This is a genomic window from Polaribacter sp. L3A8 (assembly GCF_009796785.1).
Taxonomy (GTDB): Bacteria; Bacteroidota; Bacteroidia; order Flavobacteriales; family Flavobacteriaceae; genus Polaribacter.
Genome location: NZ_CP047026.1, coordinates 3,015,090 through 3,035,142 on the forward strand (window position 1 = coordinate 3,015,090; position 20,053 = coordinate 3,035,142).

Below are 20,053 nucleotides of genomic sequence, written 5' to 3' on the forward strand. Positions count from 1 at the left end.
TTATAACTTAATAAAAGAACCCTTTTAATAGCTCATTTATTAAATTATTTAGTTTTTTTAGCCAAAAAAAAATCCCCGAGGTGTTGCCTCGAGGATCTCTAATAAAAAAATAAATATTTATTTTAAAAAGGTAACAGCGCCATCATTAATATTATACATAGCACCTATAATCATAATTTCTCCGTTTTGTTCCATTTCTGATAAAACATCACTTTCGTTTCTTATTCTTGCAATAGTCAAAGCTACGTTTTGTGCAGAAACATTATCTACAAAATCTAAATTTGCAGAGGTTCTTAAACTAGCGTCTTTTGGTTCTAAAACAGAATTTACTGCTGGCTTAATTTTGTTAAGCATTGCTGTTAGGTTTCCTAATTTAGCATTGTCGCAAGCACCTTTTATGGCTCCACAACTTGTGTGGCCTAAAACAACAACTAATTTTGTTCCTGCTAGTTTGCAACCAAACTCCATAGAACCTAAAATATCTTGGTTTACAAAGTTACCGGCAATTCTTATGCTAAAAACATCACCTAATCCTTGATCGAATACTAATTCTGCAGAAACTCTAGAATCGATACAACTTAAAATTGTTGCAAAAGGAAATTGACCTGTACTAGTATCGTTAACCTGTTCTAATAAGTTTCTATGTGCTTTTAAATTGTCTTGAAATCTTTGGTTTCCTTCTGTTAAATATTGTAATGACTTTTCTGGAGTCATTGTTGCTTGCGTTTCTCTTGTATGTGCTTTCATAATGAGTTTTTTTATGTTGTTAAAAGTAATGATACCTCAGTATCTTTAATTATATTTTTTAAAAAGGCAGTGTTGTTATCTGCTTTTTTGGTGAAACAAAGTAAATTTACATTGTTTTTAGTTAAATAATTAGAAATGTTTTTAGAGCTAGTGCTGTTTTCTTCAAAAACATACTCATTTTTTTCTTCTTCTAAATTTTCAGATGTTTTGTTATAAAGTTCAGCATCTTTTACAACTCTAAAGTACTTTATTGGTTCTTTAGATTTCTCTTTTAACTCTAAAGCCAAACTTATACTAGTATTGTCTTTTGTATTATTTAAAAAACCTAAATTTAATTTTTTATGTGGTTCTAAAGTACTTTTTTCTGATGCAATAATTACAGACCCAATGTGTTTTTGTAAAACAAAATCGGTAATATTATCTCCTAAAAAATTTAAAGACTTTGATTTTCTTTTTCCTAAAACAACAACATCTGGTTTATTTTTACTTAAAAAATCACCAATTTCACTTTTCACATTTCCAAATGAAAAAGAATGTTTAATGTTAATATTACTGTCTTCGGAAAACGAACTTATTAGGCTTTTTATTTTTTTATCAATAATAAAATATTCTTCATTTATTGCTCTCTTAGCAGATAATTGATTGTCGTTCTTTACAATCTCTGCTGGCTTTTTAGTGTAAAAAAAGTGTATGTCTGCATCTATTATCTTTGCAAAACTTACGGTACTTTTTAAAACACTCTGCGTGTTCTCTTTAAGGTCTGATAGGACTAAAATTTTATATTTCTTTTCCTTTTTCATACCCTTAACTTAAACTTAAATCAGATTTAGGTTTCTCTTTAAAAAAGTGAATAAAACTTGCTGGGTTTTCTGCTGTACCACGTTTAGATATTAATTTTATATCAATGTTTCGTTCTTTTGCTTTATGTAAGAAGTCTTCTAAAATTTCTATAATATCATTATCTAAATATCTAGTTTTAATAAGATTAATTTCTAATTGAGTATCTCTTGGTAAACTGTCTAATTCTTTTAAGATAGCACCTTTATTAAAGAAAGTTACCTCTTCTGCTAAAGTCATTTTTATTTTGTGTTTACCATTGCTATTATCTTCAATATGAAGAAAATGAGAGTTTTGGTAACTCTTTAATAAAATAACTACAATACCTACAGCAAGACCTAAACCAATACCTACTAATAAATCTGTAAAAACAATACCAACAACAGTTACAATAAATGGTACAAATTGTTTCCATCCTAATTTATACATTTGTTTAAATAATGCTGGTTTTGCCAATTTGTAACCTACAACTAATAGAATAGCAGCAAGAACAGATAATGGAATTTTATTTAATAAAGTTGGAATTAAAATTACAGAAATTAATAAAAAGAAACCGTGTATAATTGTTGATAATTTTGTTTTTCCACCAGATTGTACATTTGCAGAACTTCTTACAATTACTTGTGTAATTGGTAAACCTCCTACTAAACCAGAAATAATGTTTCCTGCTCCTTGTGCCAATAATTCTCTATTGGTTGGGGTTACGTTTTTGTCTGGATCTAATTTATCACAAGCCTCTACACTTAATAAAGTTTCTAAACTTGCTACCAATGCAATTGTAAATGCTACAATCCATACTTCAGCATTTGTAATTGCTCCAAAATTAGGAAAACTAAATTGACCTATAAAAGAGTCAATATCATCTGGAATTGGCACACTTACTAAATGCGATGCCGAAATAGCCAACGTTTCATTAGTACTTGTAAGCAAATGGTAAATAATACCTAAAACCACCGCAATTAATGGTCCTTGAATTACTGTAAAAAATTTAGCTTTTTTTGCTAAAACAGTATCCCAGAATAAGATAACAGCCAATCCTAAAAGACCAATAATAACAGATCCTAAAATAAGATTATCGAATATATTAAAAATAGAAGAAAACGTATTTTCTCCTGAAGTTTCTAAGAAAGCATCAGCTCCTTCTGGTTCTGCATCATACCCAAAAAAGTGAGGAATTTGCTTTAATATAATGATGATACCAATACCGGTTAACATCCCTTTAATTACAGAAGATGGAAAATAATAACCAATAACTCCGGCTTTTAATACTCCAAAAATTAATTGAATAATACCTGCTAATACTACAGCAACTAAAAAGTTTTCATAACTACCTAAAGTTCCAATTGCAGTTAATACAATAGCAGCTAATCCTGCTGCAGGACCACTAACCCCTAATTTAGACCCACTAAGGCTCCCTACTATAACACCACCAATAATACCGGCAATAACTCCAGAAAATAATGGTGCTCCACTTGCTAAAGCAATACCTAAACATAAAGGTAATGCTACGAAAAATACTACAATACTTGCAGGTAAGTCGTTTTTAATGTTTTTAAACATATGTAATATATTTTTACTCCGTTCTTATAAGAATAGAGTTTTTTGTTAAGTTTTATAAATTGTTGTTTTTTTTGTACGGTGGTTAAAGTACAAACTTAGGTGGTGGGGTAGTTATTTTAGGAAACAAAGAGATGTAGTCTTTAGATGTAAAACGTACAATCTCTCTTCTTTCAATTTTTCTAAAAAACACGGTTAAAGAAGAGTGAGGATATACTTTTAGTTCTTTAAAAGTTTCTGACTCGTAATTGTCTTCTTCCTCTTCATTTAAACTTAAGAAAATTGAAATATCTTGATTTTCATCAACAAAACTTATAATTGTTGGTGCTGTAATAACACTAACAAAAAGTATAGAAAGTAAGATTGCAATTTTAATTTTCAAATATTTTTTATTTTACGAATTGCAAAAATAACAAAGCAAACCTTAAAAACTTGTTAATTAAACATTAAAAATCGCTTATTATTTTAATTTCGTCAGCAATTATCCAACCTAGTTTACCATCAGCCAGTTTAATCTTTTTCCAGTTATCTACTTCGTCTAAGACAAACACTTTAGTGCCTTCGTGCAGCGTAAAAACTTCTTCAGAATTTAATGTTGGTGCATTTCTTACTTCTGTTTTCCCTGCAAAAACAATGGCTTCTTTGGTTTTAATAGTAAAATTATATTGATTGTAGGTAATAAATAAAGAAGCAATTAAGAGTATAAAACTTATACTACTTATTGTAAAATAGAATCTTTTTTTAGAAGGTCCTTCTGCAAAATAAAATAATAAAAACAACAGGCTTCCTAAAATAGAGCATACAATAACTACTATTGCCCACTGGTTATAAGAAAGTTTTTGTAAATAATTTACAGCAAACTTTTGTAAAACTGTTTTTGGTAATACTTCAATATTATCGAGTGCTAAACGTTTTGCAAAAACCAAATTGTTTTTTACATCTTCGTTTAAAGGATTTAATTTTAAAGCTTTTTCGTAATAATAGATTGATGGACCTACTTTGTTAAGCTTATAGTAAGAATTACCCAAATTATAATACAATTCTGAGGATACTAATTTTTGTGATTCTACTTTCTTATATAACTCAATAGCTTCGTTAAATTTACCGTTTTTATATAAATTATTTGCAGATTCAAATAAGCTATCTACATTTTGTGCAGTAACCGAATTGGCAATTATCAACAATAAAAAAAATAGTTTCTTCATCTTATAATTGTTTATCTAATTCAACAATAACTTGTTTTGCTCTTTCAAATTCAGCTTCCATTTCCGTATTTGTTATTTGAGAATAACGCGCCATATCAGAATGTTTTAGTACTTCTATAAATTGATGAATTGTGGTTGTTTCAATCTTTTTGCTTTCTAAAATTTCAGTAATTTTTTCTTTACTGATATCTGCTGTTTCAATACCTAGTTTTGCTTTTAAATAATTGTGTAATGCACGCTCTAAAGCTTCATAAAAAGCTTCTTTTTTACCTAATTGTTTCTGTGCTTCAGATAAATATTTCTTAGCCAGTCTTTCTGCTTTTCTAAGTTTGTTTCCAATAAGATCATTACTTCTTTCTTCATTCTTTTTAGCAATAAAAATACCAATCGGAATTGTAATTAGAGGTAATAATAATAAAATATAAAACAAGTTAGATTTAAAGAAATCATCTGTATCTACAAGTTCTAAATTACTCTTTGTTTGTATATATCTAAAGTTTTTACCTGTAGAAGTTACCGTCTTTTTTTGAATAGCATTAGTGTCTGCCACTGGTTTTAATTCTTTTCCTTCTAGTACATTTACATAGAAATCGTCGGTAGTAATAGTGTGATATTTTTCTTCCTGTGGATTAAAATAAGAGAAAGAAACATTCGGAATTTTATATTTTCCTTTATACTGTGGCACAATGGTGTATAAATCGGAAACTGAACCCGATATTCCGCCAGCATTTACGCTAACTTTTTCTTTTCTTTCTGGTTGATATTTTTCTAACTCAACCGGAGTTGTAACTTCTGGTAATTCAAATAATTTTAAATTCCCTTCCCCAGAAACTGCTACTTTAATTTGAGAGCTTTCATTCGCTTTTAAAACATCTTTGTTTAAAGAAACATCAAAGTTAAAATTACCAACAGCACCGTTAAAGTTTGTAGGTTTTCCATTTAAAGGTAGACTTCTAGGAGTAATTGTTTTTTTTATGGATGCAAATTCTTTTCTAACATTTCTTGTAATTACGTTTCCAAAAAAATCTGCTCTCCCTGTAGGAACTCCAATTACAATATCCATTTTCATTGGATCTATAGTTAATCTTCCTGTTTTTGTAGGTACCAATAAAGCTTTTTGAAGTACAATATATCTATAATCTTCACCATTATACTTACCTATTTTTACAGGGTAAGCATTTATTTTAATTGCTTGATTCCAAAAACCGTTATATTGTGGTGCTTCTGTAACATTGGTATCGTAAACACTAACATTTTCGCTTACATAAAGTCTATATTCTACATAAATTCCTTCGCCTACATAAGGGCTAGATTTAGAAATTTCTGCAACTAAATGTATATTTTGTTGAGCAATATAATTTGGGTCATTTGGGTTTTTAGGAACCGCGACTGCATCTGAAACAATAATTTTTATAGGTTCAGATTTTATTGTTTTTCCACCAATTTTAATACTTGCCGTTCCAATAGTTAATTCACCCTTTGTTTTTGGTTGAATAATGTACGAGTAAGACTGTGTAAAACTAGCTTTTCCGTTTATCCAAGATTGACTTACCGATTGGCTTGGTCCGCCAACAACTTTGAAATTAGAAAATTTTGGAGGAGAAAAATCATCTCCACCTTGTTTGTTTATTGAAAACTCTATTCGTAATCGTTGGTTTACGCCCAACTTGTTTTTACTCACTTTAGCCAATAAGGTTGCGTCTTGTGCAACTACTGCAAGCGAAAGCAAACTTATAAATAATGTTATGTAAAATTTCAACTTCATATTCGTTTCTCTATATCTCCCAAAAGGGGAGAAACACGCTTATTTTAATTTTTAATCTATATTTCTCTCAACCGTAAGTGATCTTTTAAGGTTGAATTTCTTCTCTTTTAAAGAAGTAAAGATGGGTTTTTTTTACCAATCTTTTTCTTGTTTTACTTTTTTACCTTTTGCTTTTTTAGCATTCATTTTCTTCTGAGTTTTCTTTTCCTCATTATTTAGGCTTTCTAGCAATTGTTTAACCTGTTGCGGAGACATTTTTCCTTGTTGTGGTTTGGGTTTTTGCTGCTCTTTTTTCTCATCTTTTTTAGGGTCTTGATTTTTCTTTTGATCCTCGTCTCCCTTACCATCTTTATCTTTGTTGTCTTTTTTGTCCTTGTCGTCTCCGTCTTTTTTATCTTTATCCTTGTCTTTATTTTTGTCGTCTTTGTCTTTCTTGTCCTTATCTTTATTATCCTTATTGTCTTTGTTATCTTTGTTTTTGTCGTCTTTATTATCCTGATTTTCCTTCTCTAATAATTTCTGAGCAACCGCTAAATTATAGCGAGTTTCATCATCATTAGGGTTGTTTCTTAAAGAATTTTTATAGGCATCAACCGCTGGTTGATATTGTTTTTGCTCCATCATGGCGTTACCAATATTATGAAACGCTTCTGCCTTTGTAAATTTATCTTCCGCAGTTTTTGCAGTTAATTCGTATTGCGGAACAGCCTCTTTAAAATTTTTATTTTCATAAAAAGCATTTCCTAAATTATAAGATGCTTTATCATAATTTGCGTTATTACCTAAAGATTTTTGATAGGCTACAGAGGCATCGGTAAATTGTTTTTTATTGTACAATTCATTTCCTTGTCTTAACAACTTTCTTGCTTTTCGTTGTAAGAGAATAGAATCTTTTTGTGCTAAAATTTCTTTAGAGGAAAATAGCATTAAGAAAACGATAAGGATGTAATGTAAATTCTTCATGTTATTTTGAATTTCTGTCATAATTCTGTATCATTATTCATAAAAGTTAATGATTACAAAAGTACGGCATTCAAAAAAAGAATTTTGTTAATAAGTTGTTATTTTTAATAATTTATACAGTGTAAAAATTACATTTTTTTTAGTTAAAAAGCCCCTTGCAATCTATAAAACTAAGGTTTTTTTAGGGTTGTTTTTGGGTATCTTGTTCGTTATCAGTTATCTGAGAGGTTAGGTGTTTTGTGTAGCTTTATATAAAACACCTATAAACAAAAAATTGATGAACAATAAATAGTATTTATCGTTCATCAATAGAATTAGGGGTTACTTCTTTAACCGATATTTACAAAGGTTGTTTTTGTCTTCAATCATTTATCTATTTATGCAGCTAGTTCACGAGTTAACCATCCACTTTTACCAGCTGTTGCAATAGCGTATGGAGTAATCCAGAATAAGCCAAAAGTATATAAGATACTGTAAGAGTATGCCCAAAGTGCTTCTTTTAAATCATATCTTTTTGAGTAAAATAATACAGGGAATGTTGAAAATATTAGAATACTTAATAGTGTAGAGCTTAAAAATAAAACGGGATGGGTTACAATGAAATAGCACATGAATAATAAAAATGGGTAAGACATAATCATTTTTATTGATTGCGTAACAAATAACAATCTCGATCCAAATTTACTACCTTCTCTAAAATTGGTAAACACATATTTATACATGGCAATGTTTTCACGAACATTACTTCTTCCCCATCTAATAAACATTTTATACAAGCCTGTATAATCTTCTGGTACATTTGTATATGCATAGGCGTTTTTCTGAAATAAAACACTGTAACCTTGTTTTAAAATCATATTTGTTAAGGCTCTATCTTCACCAATATCCGATGCTTTCCCCATAAATTTTTGATCGATCCATTCTGGTAAACATGCAAATACAGCACTTGCTTTATATGCCGCTAATGCTCCAGGAGTACATAAAACAGAATTTAAACTACTTTCTGCAGAACGCTTAAACTCAAAACTCATTACAAAACTTACGTTTAGCATTTTTGGCAATAAGGCTTTTTTATTATTCAATACTTGAATGTTACCAGCCACAGCACCGCATTTTTTATCTGTAACTAACGGACTTACTAAATTACGAAGTGTATCTTCTTTAACTATCGAATCACTATCTACAGTTACAAAAACGTCTCCTGTACCAATGTTAAAACCACGGTATAATGCATGTCTTTTCCCCATATTTTTAGGTTGTTGCATTATAGTTACTTGGTCTCCTAAAATTCTTTTAGCTTCTTTCATCCAATACCAAGTATCATCTTTACTACCATCATCAATAGATAATAATTGTAATTTTTCTTTCGGATAATCGCTTTTAGCTAAACTTTCTAAAGTTGCCCAAACTTGTTTTCCTTCGTTATATGCTGGTACTATCACGGTAACTGTTGGTAGTTCGTTATCACTTACAGATGCTATAGGTTTGTATTTAAAGTATAAATATACATCGTAAATAAAAGTCATGGCTCCAAAGACAAACAATACGGCTGCAACTGTAAAAAAGATAAACCCGAAATTGTTATTTAATCTATTAAAATTAAATTTTGAAAAATCATCTTGTAATAAATAAACGGAATAAGCAGCACCAATCATTACAACAAATGAACTTATGAGAATAATAAGAGCTCTAAAATTAATTGGAGTGGTTTTCTTATCTTCTATAGAAAATTTATTATTATGTAACTTTAAATTATAGGTTGCTGATTTCATTTTGAAAATTGTTTAGTTCTTGTGTATACATCTAAACCAATTTGCGTGCCGTTAGAAATAAAGACCATTTTACTAGTGTTTATACCTTTTTAGAGTGTTTTTGTGTGTAAAATTTACTCACTTAGTGTGTAAAAAGTATACTTTATTATTGTTCAGATTTCTTGTTATTGCTGAGGTTTTGGATGTTTGTATCGTTGTAAAAAGTTATGCGTAACATCTAAGAACTGATAATTAGATCTAGATCTTAAAAAATAGAAAGTTGTCTTTTAAGTTTTGGGAGGTTTATTTTGGATGAAAATATAAACTTAGAGACAACTATGATAAATAAATTTGGATTGATATTTAGAAGGTATATCTACTTTATCTGTAAAAGAATACTTGTTTGTTCAATCTATTTTGTAAGCTTTTTTTTCTGTTGATGAAAAAATATGTAGAAGTAGAATTTTAGAAAAAAAAACTATTTTTCACAACAAAAGAGCCGATTAAAATATTTAATCGGCTCTTTTGGTATTCTGTAATTTCAGTTGATGAAATTGTGTCTTTTTTAGAAATAACTTAGGTTATTTATTTGTTTTTTCTTCATTAAATAAATCTACTTTTCGTAACCATTTTGTTTTCTTATCAAACAAGAAAATATCAATAAGTAAGAACAATAATCCGATGGCTAAAAACCACTGAAATTGGTCTTTATAATCAGAGAATTGTTTGGTTTCAAATTCGCTTTTTTCTGCATTTGCAATCACATCAGCAATAATTTCTACCGGTCTTTCTGTAATATTACCATCAATATATTTTCCATCCGCAGCATCTGCAATACCTTGTAAAACTTCTGGCATACGTTTGGTAATGACAGTTTCTCCTTTATTGTCTTTTTTATAGCCAATCATAGAACCGTTTAAGCGCATTGGTATTGGTCCACCTTTTTCTAAACCTACACCAATGGTATAAATCTTTACACCTTCGTTTGCTAAGTTCTGAGCAACTTGTTTTGTTTCTTCTTGATGATCTTCTCCATCAGAAATAATGATTAAAAAACGATTTGTTTGTTCGTCATTATTATAATATGTTTTGGCTAATTCTAACGCTCCATTGATATCTGTTCCTTGGCTAGAAACCATATCTGGATTGGCGTTTTGCAAAAACATATTTGCAGCTGCATGATCTGTTGTTATTGGTAAAAGTGGATATGCATTTCCGGCATAAATAATAATTCCCACTCTATCTGATCCTAATTTATCAATTGTTTTAGAGATGATCTGTTTTGCTTTTTCTAAACGGTTAGGCGCAATGTCTTCTGCCAACATACTTTTAGAAACATCTAAGGCAAAAACAATATCTACACCTTCTCTTTTTACCGTTTTTAGTTTGGTTCCCATTTTTGGGTTTACTAAAGAAATTACTAAAAATGTAATTCCTAAAAGTAAAAATACCAGTTTTAAAACCGATTTAAATGTTGATGAATTTGGTGCTAATTTTTGCAGTAAATTTAAATCAGAAAATTTACGTTGTGTTCTTTTTTTCCACCATAAAACCAACAAGAAAACAACAATCATTGCTGGAATGATTAGCAGTAGGGAAAAATAAATTGGTTCTTCAATTTTATACATTGTTTGGTCTTGTAATTTTTATTCACTCTGTCACATCGAGTGAATTTGATTTTTTATCAAATTTGTATCGAGATGTTATTCTATTCTTGATACAACTATTTAATACTGTTTTTTCTAACCTTATTTTGTAAATACGTACAAGTTTTAAAAAAAATAGAGCACTTTAAATAAACGATTTAAAGATGGTATTTCTTAACAAGAATTCTAACAATAAGAATCCTAGTCCTAAAAAGACAAAAATTCTATATTTTTCTTGATAATTGTAATACTTAAATTCTTCTATTTTCGTTTTTTCAAGCTTGTCAATTTCATCATAAATTTCTTTTAAAGACTCGTTGTCTGTTGCTCTAAAGTATTTTCCTTGTGTTTCTGCTGCTATTTCTTTTAACAAAGCTTCGTCAATTTCTACAGGTAGCTTTCTAAATTGTAATTGCCCTGTTCTAGGATCTTTACTATAAGGAAAATCTGCCATTCCGTTTGTTCCAATTCCTATGGTGTAGGTTTTAATTTCTAACTCCTTTGCGAGTTCTGTAGCAGTTCTAGGATCTATGTTTCCAGAATTATTTACACCATCGGTTAATAAAATGATAACCTTACTTTTTGCAGTACTTTCTTTTAACCTGTTTACAGCAGAACCTAAGCCCATTCCTATGGCAGTTCCGCCTTCTAATTGTCCCCATTTTAATTCAGAAATAGTACGTTTTACAATCCCTTTATCGCTTGTAATTGGTGTTTGTGTAAAACTTTCTCCGGCATAAACTACAATTCCTATTCTGTCATTTGGTCTTCTATCAACAAAATCTACAGCTACTTTTTTAAGTGCTTCTAGTCTGTTAGGTTTTAAATCTCTAGCCAACATACTTGCAGAAACATCAATAGCCATTACAATATCTATCCCTTTATTCGTTTTTGTTTTTTTACTTACAGCAACGTTTCTTGGTCTTGCTAATGCAATAATAATTGCTGCTAAAGCGAATAGCCTTAAAAGATATAAAGCGGGTTTTAATTTAGATAAAAGCGAATCTGTATTAAAACCTTTTATACTAGGCATTGTTAAAACTGCAGCATCTTTTTTACGCATAAAAAAGTGCCAAATTGCTAATAATGGTATGATCGCTAAAAGCCACAAGAACCCGGGACTATGAAATTCAAAATTACTCCAATTCATCATTTTCTTCAATAATTGGTTTAGGTTTTAAATTACTCACAATGTCTTGTGCGTCTTTTCTGTCTTCTTCAATTTCTAAAGCTAAAGGTTTCGATTTTGCAAATTTCACCAAATCTGCTTCTTGTAATAACGCTTTTAACTTTTTAATGGTTTCTTCTGATGTCTGAATCGTTTCTGCATCTTTAAAGTCTTTTAACATATCTAAAACTTCGTCAGTTGTTTTTTCTAATGCAGGTACTTTTAATTCTCGCTCTATATAGCCACGAACAATTTCTGTTAATTCAGAATAATATTCTTTTACTTTATTGTTTTGCCACAATAATTTTTCGTCTAATTCATTTAGCCTATAAATAGCTTCTTCGTAAGGCGGTAATGCTCTGTAAGTTGGTTCTTCTTCCTCTTCTTTTCGTTTTCTAATAACAAACCAATAAATCCAGAAACCTATAATTGCCAAAGCAGCTAATAGGATGTAAACGTATATTTTAAAATCATCAAAAGTATAGGGTTCGCTTTTAATAGATTTAATAGGGAATTTCTTCACCTTAGTAGTATCAATAGCAATTGTAGCTACATTTACTAACAATGAGTCTGTTAAAAAAGCTTGGTTTTTTACAAATATCTGTTGCTGCGGAATGTAAAATGCACCACTATCAAAACCTGTTAAAATATACTTTCTGATTAAAGAGTTTTTAATAGTATCTACTTTTGTAGAATCTATTACCTCTAAACCTTTTAGTTGTAATTTAGGAATGATGACATTCTGAGTTTCATCTACAGTAATTTTTAACTTGAACTGTTCACCAATTCTAATATTAGTGGTGTCAATTTCTGCTCTTACCATTGGGTTTTGTGCAAAACCAACAGTAGAAATAAAAAGTAGTATGTAAAGTATTTGTTTTTTCATTTTTAGGGTAACTGCGTTACTATCTTCCTTTATGTTTAAAATAACCTAGTAATTTTTTCACGTAGTTTTCATCAACTCTTGTGTTAACTGTACCTGCGCCACTTCTTTTAAACATGTTTATGTAATAATCAGTTAAACGTAAAGCGTTTGCTTTGTAACTTGTTCTTACAGATTTCGATCCTGTGTTTATCAGCTTAACTTCTCTAGTTTCTGAATCTAACATGGGGACCATTCCTAAATTAGGAATTTCTTCATCATGTTTATCAAAAATTCTGATTCCTGTTAAATCGTGTTTTTTTGCAGCAATTTTTAATGTTTTTTCGTAATCATCATCCATAAAATCTGATAACATAAAAACAATTGCTCTTTTTTTCATCACACTAGATAAAAACTTTAAAGCTGCAGCAATATTGGTTTTTTTACTTTTTGGTTTAAATTCTATTAACTCTCTAATAATTCTTAAAACGTGACTTTTTCCTTTTTTAGGAGGAATAAAAAGTTCTACATCATCAGAAAATAAAATTAAACCTACTTTATCATTATTTTGAGTAGCTGAAAAAGCCAATGTAGCGGCAATTTCTGTAACCGTATCTTTTTTAAATTGTGTAGATGTACCAAATAATTCAGAACCAGAAACATCTACCAAAAGCATCATGGTTAACTCTCGTTCTTCTTCAAAAACCTTAATATAAGGTTCATTGTAACGCGCAGTAACATTCCAATCAATCGCTCTTACATCATCGCCAAATTGGTATTGTCTTACTTCAGAAAAAGTCATACCACGTCCTTTAAATGATGAATGGTATTCACCACCAAAAATATCATTAGACAAACGTTTTGTCTTAATTTCTATTTTACGAACCTTTTTAAGTATTTCTTTTGTTTCCATCTTTTCAATTGTCAGTTAACATTTATCATTTATCAGTTTTAAAACCGATAATTGTTCATTGATAATTGATTATGGTACTTCAATCTCATTAATGATTGAATTGATAATGTCTACAGAGGTTACATTTTCTGCTTCTGCTTCATAGGTAATTCCTATTCTGTGACGTAAAATATCAAAAACAACTGCTCTAACATCTTCTGGTATTACATACCCTCTTCTTTTGATAAAAGCATAACATTTTGCTGCTTTAGCAAGGTTGATACTTCCCCTTGGTGATGCTCCGAAACTAATTAAATCTTTTAATTGTGGTAAATTATATTTTTCTGGGTAACGCGTTGCAAAGATGATATCAAGAATGTATTTCTCAATTTTTTCATCCATATACACTTCGTTAGCCACTTCTCTTGCTCTTATAATTTGATCTACAGAAACTACAGGATTTACTTTTGAAAATCCGCCAGATAAATTCTGACGCATAATAATTTGCTCATCTTGTAATTTAGGGTAATCAATAACCACTTTTAGCATAAAACGATCTACTTGTGCTTCTGGTAAAGGATAGGTTCCTTCTTGTTCTACTGGGTTTTGAGTTGCCATTACTAAGAAAGGCTCATCTAACTTAAAAGTAGTATCACCAATAGTAATTTGACGCTCTTGCATTGCTTCTAGTAAAGCAGATTGTACTTTTGCAGGTGCTCTGTTAATCTCATCTGCTAACACAAAGTTTGCGAAAATAGGTCCTTTTTTAATTTCGAAATTATTTTCCTTCATGTTGTAAATCATCGTTCCAACAACATCTGCAGGTAATAAATCTGGTGTAAACTGTACTCTACTAAAACTAGCTTGTACCGCTTTAGATAAAGTATTAATTGCTAGTGTTTTTGCTAATCCAGGAACCCCTTCTAACAAAATATGTCCATTACCAATTAAGCCAATTAACAAACTTTCTATCATTTGTTTTTGCCCAACAATTACTTTATTCATTTCTAAAGTAAGAATGTCTATAAAGGCACTTTCTCTTTCTATTTTTTCATTAATAGCTCTTACATCTACATCCATTGTAATATTGTATTAGGTGTTATTTTTTACAGGAAACAAAGCTACAATTTTAACATATTGCTATTTGTTAAAAGTAGGTTAAAGATTTCGTAAGTTTCTGTTTAATTTAAAGGGAATTATTATTGAATTTTAACAGTTTAAATTCGGAATCTTTATATTCTCCATAGGTAAAATATTGAATCCAATCTCCTAGATTTATGTACATACTATTTTCTTGAAGTTCTATTTCTAAAGGAAGGTGTCTGTGCCCAAATACAAAATAATCGTACTGTTTTTCTGTTAGTTTTTCTTTACAATACTGTACCAACCACTCGTTATCATCACCTAAATATTTGGCATCATCATCACCCGAAATTAGTTTGTTTTTTACAGACATATAATGCCCTAAACGGACACCAATATCTGGATGCAACCATCTAAACATCCAATTAAATAAAGGGAAAGTGAATACTTTTTTCATACGTTTGTAGCCATGATCTCCAGGACCTAAACCATCTCCATGCCCAATTAAAAACTTTTTATTGTTGATTAAAAATTCTTGTGGTTCATGATATACTGGTATGTTTAATTCTTTTTCGAAATAATCATTCATCCATAAATCATGATTACCAATAAAAAAGTAAATAGGTATTCCGCTATCTCTTATTTCAGCTAATTTACCTAAAACCCTAACAAATCCTTTTGGTACAACTGTTTTATACTCGAACCAAAAATCGAATAGATCACCTAGTAAAAAAATAGTTTCTGCATCTTTTTTCACTTCATCTAACCAAGCAACAAACTTTTTTTCGCGAGGAAAACTAGCTTCTGGCGTTGGTGCCCCAAAATGTTGATCGGAAGCAAAATAGACTTTTTTATTTTCTGAAGTTGTTATAGAAATCAAGGAGTTGTTTATTTTATCGGTAAAAATAGAAAAACTAATTTATAAACTGGTGAAAGCACTTAAAAAGGTTAGACACTAATTTCACTAAAAAAGCACTAATTTTAAAAAATTACTCTTTAATAATCTTTCTATATAAGTTTCCTGAATCTGTAAAAACTTTAATAAAATAAATACCAGCATTTAATTTTTTTAGATTAACCTTTTTACTGCTAGATGTAAGAACTTCTTTACCAAGAGTATTGTAGAGAATTGCATTTTTTAAAATGATGTTTTCTGATGTTTCAATCGTTAAAAAATCACTTATCGGGTTTGGATACAAAGTAATGTTTTCTGATATAAAATTATTGTTTTCTAAACCTAAGGTTGTAGTACTATTTCTAGAAATTAAGTGATAATCTGGGTCAAAATCAATAGAACTTACAGAGAAATTTACATGTTCTATAAATATTTCTCCATTCGTTAAGTTGTTTAGAACCAAATCTAAGACTTCTCCGTTCGTTCCGTTTAAACGTATTGGAACATTGGCTTCAAAGAAAGAAACAGAAGTGTGACTCTGCGTTTGGTTTAACTGAATACTTATGGTGTTTGTTGTTGGTTGATGCCAATTTACGTTGTAAGTTGGGTATCCTTGATTGTATACCCAATCATTAAAAAACTCATTTAAATCTAAACTACTCGCAGTTTCTAGATGTGTTATTAAATCGGGCGTTTTAGCGTAACCGTATGCCAAATTAGGATCGGTTATGTAGTTTTTTACACCCTTAAAAAAGTTAGTATCTCCTAGTTTTTTACGGAGCATATGTAAAACCATTGCGCTTTTATTATACGTTAATCTACTATCAAAAATTCTGCTAACGTTTGTGGTGTCTATATCAGAAAGGTAAACGGCTCCAGTTGTAGATGTGGTTACCGTATTTATAGTAGCATTTCTCCAGTTTTTAAAAGAAGCATCACCATCTAAATGTTCTATTGTTAAACCAGATAAGTAGGTTGCAAAACCTTCATTTAACCAAATATCTTTCCAACTACCGCAAGTAACTTTATTACCAAACCATTGGTGCGCTAGTTCGTGGGCAATTAAACCTCTATCAAAATTTCCCATAAAAGAAATGGTTGTGTGTTCCATTCCTCCTCCCCAAGCAAACTGAGCATGTCCGTATTTTTCATCCTTATAAGGATAATCGCCAAACAAATCGATAAAATTATTCATAATATCAACTGTAACTCCTGTATTACTCTGTGCATACGCTATGTTTTCTGGGTACACATAATTCACAATCGGAAAGTTGTTGTCTTTATGAGAAACTTGATGCGAATACGTAGTATAATTAGTAACTGCAATGGCAATTAAATAAGCAGGAATTGGGTATTGATGTTTAAAGTGTGTTGTTTTAAGTCCTAAACTAGTGGTTGTGCCTTGCTCTAATCCGTTGGAAACGGAAACATATTGTTCTGGGGCTGTAATGTACACGTCAATAGTGTCTATTTTATCATTTAAATCTTGTTTACAAGGCCACCAATCTAAAGCGCCATAAGGCTCAGAGAGTGTCCAAAGAATTGGTGTAGCGTTTTCTCCATGGGTTGAGGCTTCAAAAGAATCAAAACCTTTACTTATTGGGGTTCCATGATACGCTATTAAAACAGACGCAGAGTCTCCTTTACTTATAGTGTTTAGAAGTGTAATTACTAATTCGTCATTTGAATTTTGTGAAAAGGAAACTGAATTGTTGTTTTGAGTAACCGAAGTTACCGTCATGTTATCATCTAAATCAAAAGTAACTGTAGTTAGGTTTTCTAAAGCAGTAAAAGTTGTGGTTACTTTACCTGCAATATCTGCTATTGCAGGATCTACAGTAAACTCTAATTTATGATAAGTAATATTATAATTTGAGGTGTTTGGGTTTGCTTTAAACTGAATTTTTGTTGCCGCAGATTTAGCTTCTATCTCTGCAATTTTTAGTAATTCTTGCGCAGTTGAGGTTAAGGTACTGGTAAAAATAAATAAGCAGATTATAATAAAGCGAATCATATCTAAAAAGTATTTGAATACTAAAAGTACTTCTTTTTTTTTAGAAAAATAATAAGCTTATGGTTACGATTTACTTTTTCTAACTACAAAAAAACCACTTTCTGTATCTGTAATTAAGATATTTCCACTTGATAAATTAGGAAAAACACTCAAAGCTCCTTTGGTTTCTGGAGTATCATTTTCTGGATAGGTATCAAAAAAACCACTTTCTGTAATTGTTTTACTATCAATGTCAGAAAGATCTAAAACTCGTAAGCCAGCAGTTGTATTTGCTTGGTAATATTTGTCGTTTTTTACAAAACCTGCGTGGTCAATTGCAGTTGTAGTTCCTTCAAAATCTAAATGATGCACAGGATTATCTAGATCAGATACATCTAAAATTACAGTTTTGTTTTGTGCATCACCTTCATCACCCACAATAATATATTTAAAATCTTCGGTAAAAGCTGCTTTGGTTGTTTTGCTACTATTTACGTAACTGATAGTCGCTATTTTAACAGGGTTTTCTTTATCAGTTACATTTAAAATAACAAGTTCATCTTCATTACTTCCTATTAAAATTTCTTGACCAATATAAGCAGCATCAGGTCCGTTATAGGTTACTACTTTTGCAGGATTATTGTAAGAGTTTTCTTGGTAACTTCCTTTAAATTTAGGCTCAGGTACTACAGATATGTTGTAGAATATTGGTCCTCCTTTGTTATTCTTAGAGCCTAAAAAATAAATAAAGTCGCTTTCTTCATTAATAGCAATACTTTGCGGGTTATCATTATAAACACCTTCTTTATGGCTTATAAAATCTGTTGGCGTAGTACCAACATTTCTTAGTTGTTCTAGGTTAAAAATCTGTAAATTATTAGTGGCATCATTATTAACAATAAATGCAAAAAATTGATATCTTTTTATATCTAAAATACGAGTACCTGTTGTTTTAAGTGTGCCCAAAATTTTAGCATCTGCAGGGTTTGTTATCTCTATAAATGTAACTCCTTTATTGGTGCCAACTAAAGCAAATTCTTTTTGTGTTTCTGTATCAGACCAACCCCAGCAAGTAGAAATAGTAGTAGCTGTTCCGCCAATTTCTTCTAAAGAAAAATGAGTTAACAAATCGTAGTCATTACAAGGGTATTCTCCGGCTAAACCATTCTCGCATTTGGCAATTGGGTTGATAAAAAATTGGTTTTCTCTATCAAAAACATCCTTTTTTGTACAACTATAAATAAGTGTTATTAGCACTAAGAAAAATATATTTTTAATCATTTAATTACTTTTAGAATCTATAAAACGTTTCTTGTGATTTTATTATTGTTGTAGACTGTAAATCAAAAATACTATTTAATATATAAAAAAGATTCATATTAGGTATTAAAGTAGTTCTGTCCTTTTTTAGAATGTACCTATCTTTGCAAAATGTTAGAAGACAAAAATACACAAAATACATCATTAGCCGAACTAGGTGAGTTTGGTTTAATCAATCATATTACAAAATATTTTAAAGTAGAAAATTCATCAACAGTTAAAGCTATTGGAGATGATGCTGCTGTTTTAGATGCTTCGGATAAACAAACATTGGTTACCACAGATTTGTTGATAGAAGGTGTACATTTCGATTTAAGTTATATGCCGCTAAAACATTTAGGTTACAAGGCGGTTATGGTAAACTTATCTGATGTGTATGCAATGAATGGCGTTGCAGAACAAATTACAGTTTCTATTGCGGTTTCTAATAGGTTTCCGTTAGAAGCAATAGAAGAATTGTATGCAGGTATTCAGTTGGCTTGTGAAACCTATAAAGTAGATTTAATTGGAGGAGACACTACATCATCTACCAAAGGAATCTTAATTTCTGTTACCGCAATTGGTAAGGCAGAAAAAGATGCTATTGTGTATAGAGATGGCGCAAAAGAAACCGATTTAATTGTGGTTTCTGGAGATTTAGGTGCGGCTTATTTAGGTTTGCAAGTTTTAGAAAGAGAGAAACAAGTTTTTAAAGTAGACCCTAATAATCAGCCAGATTTAGATAGCTATACTTATTTAATTGAACGTCAATTAAAGCCAGAAGCACGTAGAGATATTGCTGGCTTATTAAAAGAATTGGAAGTAAAACCAACTTCTATGATTGATATTTCTGATGGACTTTCATCAGAACTTTTTCATATTTGTACGCAAAGTAAAGTTGGTTGTAAGGTGTATGAAGATAAATTGCCTTTAGATCCGCAAGTAATTTCTGCTTGTGAAGAATTTGAATTAGATTCTACCATGGTTGCTTTAAGTGGAGGTGAAGATTACGAACTGTTATTTACAGTGCCTATTGCAGATTTTGATAAAATAAAAGGAAATCCTAATTTTTCTATTATTGGTCATATTACTGCAGAAAACCAAGGATTAAATTTGGTAACAAGAGCAGCACAAGAAATAGAATTGAAAGCACAAGGTTGGAATGCTTTAAAAAATGAGTAGTTTCAGTGAAAATAATGTATTAAAAAAGGCGAAAATTTAAAATTTTCGCCTTTTTTATGAGGTTCGTTTAACTAAAATAATAAGGTGAGTTTTAATTCATTTTATCAGAAGTTAAACGAAGTTAGTTGTTTTTTTGATAAAATAAAGTATGTACTCTTACAAATAGATAATAGTCGCCACTCTATAAACGTCTTTTTTTAATGGTAGT

17 protein-coding genes are annotated in these 20,053 nt (G+C 30.2%); 1 reads left to right on the forward strand and 16 read right to left on the reverse strand.

Annotated features, from left to right (window positions below):
• Positions 1-117 precede the first annotated feature (117 nt).
• From GQR92_RS12210 to GQR92_RS12285, 16 genes are all read right to left on the reverse strand, one after another.
• Positions 118-747, reverse strand: coding sequence for a carbonic anhydrase family protein (locus GQR92_RS12210; protein ID WP_158839936.1), 630 nt, complete (start codon positions 745-747; stop codon positions 118-120).
• Positions 748-758: 11 nt separating this feature from the next.
• Positions 759-1,547 (reverse strand): universal stress protein, encoded by a 789-nt coding sequence (locus tag GQR92_RS12215; protein ID WP_158839938.1) that lies wholly within the window; start codon positions 1,545-1,547, stop codon positions 759-761.
• Between the two features lie 4 nt (positions 1,548-1,551).
• Positions 1,552-3,144 carry a SulP family inorganic anion transporter gene (locus GQR92_RS12220; protein ID WP_158839940.1) on the reverse strand — a complete coding sequence of 531 codons (1,593 nt, stop codon included), beginning with the start codon at positions 3,142-3,144 and terminating at the stop codon, positions 1,552-1,554.
• 82 nt (positions 3,145-3,226) lie between these two features.
• Entirely contained in the window at positions 3,227-3,523 is a 297-nt protein-coding gene (locus GQR92_RS12225) for a hypothetical protein (RefSeq protein ID WP_233269846.1), read from the reverse strand.
• A gap of 64 nt (positions 3,524-3,587) precedes the next feature.
• A complete protein-coding gene (locus tag GQR92_RS12230) occupies positions 3,588-4,346 on the reverse strand; it encodes an SH3 domain-containing protein (RefSeq protein WP_158839942.1) in 759 nt (252 codons plus the stop codon).
• A gap of 1 nt (position 4,347) precedes the next feature.
• Positions 4,348-6,111: a BatD family protein gene (locus tag GQR92_RS12235; protein WP_158839944.1), complete on the reverse strand. Its 1,764-nt coding sequence runs from the start codon at positions 6,109-6,111 to the stop codon at positions 4,348-4,350.
• Positions 6,112-6,243: 132 nt separating this feature from the next.
• Positions 6,244-7,095: a tetratricopeptide repeat protein gene (locus tag GQR92_RS12240; RefSeq protein WP_233269853.1), complete on the reverse strand. Its 852-nt coding sequence runs from the start codon at positions 7,093-7,095 to the stop codon at positions 6,244-6,246.
• Positions 7,096-7,451: 356 nt separating this feature from the next.
• Entirely contained in the window at positions 7,452-8,846 is a 1,395-nt protein-coding gene (locus tag GQR92_RS12245; protein ID WP_158839946.1) for a glycosyltransferase, read from the reverse strand.
• 560 nt (positions 8,847-9,406) lie between these two features.
• Positions 9,407-10,453 (reverse strand): vWA domain-containing protein, encoded by a 1,047-nt coding sequence (locus tag GQR92_RS12250; protein WP_199269135.1) that lies wholly within the window; start codon positions 10,451-10,453, stop codon positions 9,407-9,409.
• Positions 10,454-10,616: 163 nt separating this feature from the next.
• A complete protein-coding gene (locus GQR92_RS12255) occupies positions 10,617-11,621 on the reverse strand; it encodes a vWA domain-containing protein (RefSeq protein ID WP_158842131.1) in 1,005 nt (334 codons plus the stop codon).
• Positions 11,608-12,525 (reverse strand): BatD family protein, encoded by a 918-nt coding sequence (locus GQR92_RS12260; RefSeq protein WP_158839948.1) that lies wholly within the window; start codon positions 12,523-12,525, stop codon positions 11,608-11,610. The genes GQR92_RS12255 and GQR92_RS12260 overlap by 14 nt, the downstream gene beginning before the upstream one ends.
• Before the next feature lie 19 nt (positions 12,526-12,544).
• Positions 12,545-13,414 (reverse strand): DUF58 domain-containing protein, encoded by an 870-nt coding sequence (locus GQR92_RS12265; RefSeq protein ID WP_158839950.1) that lies wholly within the window; start codon positions 13,412-13,414, stop codon positions 12,545-12,547.
• 69 nt (positions 13,415-13,483) lie between these two features.
• Entirely contained in the window at positions 13,484-14,473 is a 990-nt protein-coding gene (locus tag GQR92_RS12270; protein WP_158839952.1) for an AAA family ATPase, read from the reverse strand.
• Positions 14,474-14,579: 106 nt separating this feature from the next.
• Positions 14,580-15,356 carry a UDP-2,3-diacylglucosamine diphosphatase gene (locus GQR92_RS12275; protein ID WP_199269136.1) on the reverse strand — a complete coding sequence of 259 codons (777 nt, stop codon included), beginning with the start codon at positions 15,354-15,356 and terminating at the stop codon, positions 14,580-14,582.
• A gap of 109 nt (positions 15,357-15,465) precedes the next feature.
• A complete protein-coding gene (locus GQR92_RS12280) occupies positions 15,466-17,385 on the reverse strand; it encodes a M1 family aminopeptidase (protein ID WP_158839954.1) in 1,920 nt (639 codons plus the stop codon).
• A 63-nt stretch (positions 17,386-17,448) separates the two neighbouring features.
• Positions 17,449-18,645, reverse strand: coding sequence for a choice-of-anchor B family protein (locus GQR92_RS12285; RefSeq protein WP_158839956.1), 1,197 nt, complete (start codon positions 18,643-18,645; stop codon positions 17,449-17,451).
• A gap of 150 nt (positions 18,646-18,795) precedes the next feature.
• Here GQR92_RS12285 and thiL point away from each other — a divergent pair, with 150 nt between their 5' ends.
• Positions 18,796-19,845: a thiamine-phosphate kinase gene (thiL, locus tag GQR92_RS12290; RefSeq protein WP_158839958.1), complete on the forward strand. Its 1,050-nt coding sequence runs from the start codon at positions 18,796-18,798 to the stop codon at positions 19,843-19,845.
• Positions 19,846-20,053: the final 208 nt, after the last annotated feature.

Excerpts from the sequence above, each read along its gene's own strand:
- GQR92_RS12210 (WP_158839936.1), bottom strand. The coding sequence starts at position 747 with ATGAAAGCACATACAAGAGAAACGCAAGCAACAATGACTCCAGAAAAG.
- GQR92_RS12215 (WP_158839938.1), bottom strand. The coding sequence starts at position 1,547 with ATGAAAAAGGAAAAGAAATATAAAATTTTAGTCCTATCAGACCTTAAA.
- GQR92_RS12220 (WP_158839940.1), bottom strand. The coding sequence starts at position 3,144 with ATGTTTAAAAACATTAAAAACGACTTACCTGCAAGTATTGTAGTATTT.
- GQR92_RS12230 (WP_158839942.1), bottom strand. The coding sequence starts at position 4,346 with ATGAAGAAACTATTTTTTTTATTGTTGATAATTGCCAATTCGGTTACT.
- GQR92_RS12235 (WP_158839944.1), bottom strand. The coding sequence starts at position 6,111 with ATGAAGTTGAAATTTTACATAACATTATTTATAAGTTTGCTTTCGCTT.
- GQR92_RS12240 (WP_233269853.1), bottom strand. The coding sequence starts at position 7,095 with ATGACAGAAATTCAAAATAACATGAAGAATTTACATTACATCCTTATC.
- GQR92_RS12245 (WP_158839946.1), bottom strand. The coding sequence starts at position 8,846 with ATGAAATCAGCAACCTATAATTTAAAGTTACATAATAATAAATTTTCT.
- GQR92_RS12250 (WP_199269135.1), bottom strand. The coding sequence starts at position 10,453 with ATGTATAAAATTGAAGAACCAATTTATTTTTCCCTACTGCTAATCATT.
- GQR92_RS12255 (WP_158842131.1), bottom strand. The coding sequence starts at position 11,621 with ATGAATTGGAGTAATTTTGAATTTCATAGTCCCGGGTTCTTGTGGCTT.
- GQR92_RS12260 (WP_158839948.1), bottom strand. The coding sequence starts at position 12,525 with ATGAAAAAACAAATACTTTACATACTACTTTTTATTTCTACTGTTGGT.
- GQR92_RS12265 (WP_158839950.1), bottom strand. The coding sequence starts at position 13,414 with ATGGAAACAAAAGAAATACTTAAAAAGGTTCGTAAAATAGAAATTAAG.
- GQR92_RS12270 (WP_158839952.1), bottom strand. The coding sequence starts at position 14,473 with ATGGATGTAGATGTAAGAGCTATTAATGAAAAAATAGAAAGAGAAAGT.
- GQR92_RS12280 (WP_158839954.1), bottom strand. The coding sequence starts at position 17,385 with ATGATTCGCTTTATTATAATCTGCTTATTTATTTTTACCAGTACCTTA.
- GQR92_RS12285 (WP_158839956.1), bottom strand. The coding sequence starts at position 18,645 with ATGATTAAAAATATATTTTTCTTAGTGCTAATAACACTTATTTATAGT.
- thiL (WP_158839958.1), top strand. The coding sequence starts at position 18,796 with ATGTTAGAAGACAAAAATACACAAAATACATCATTAGCCGAACTAGGT.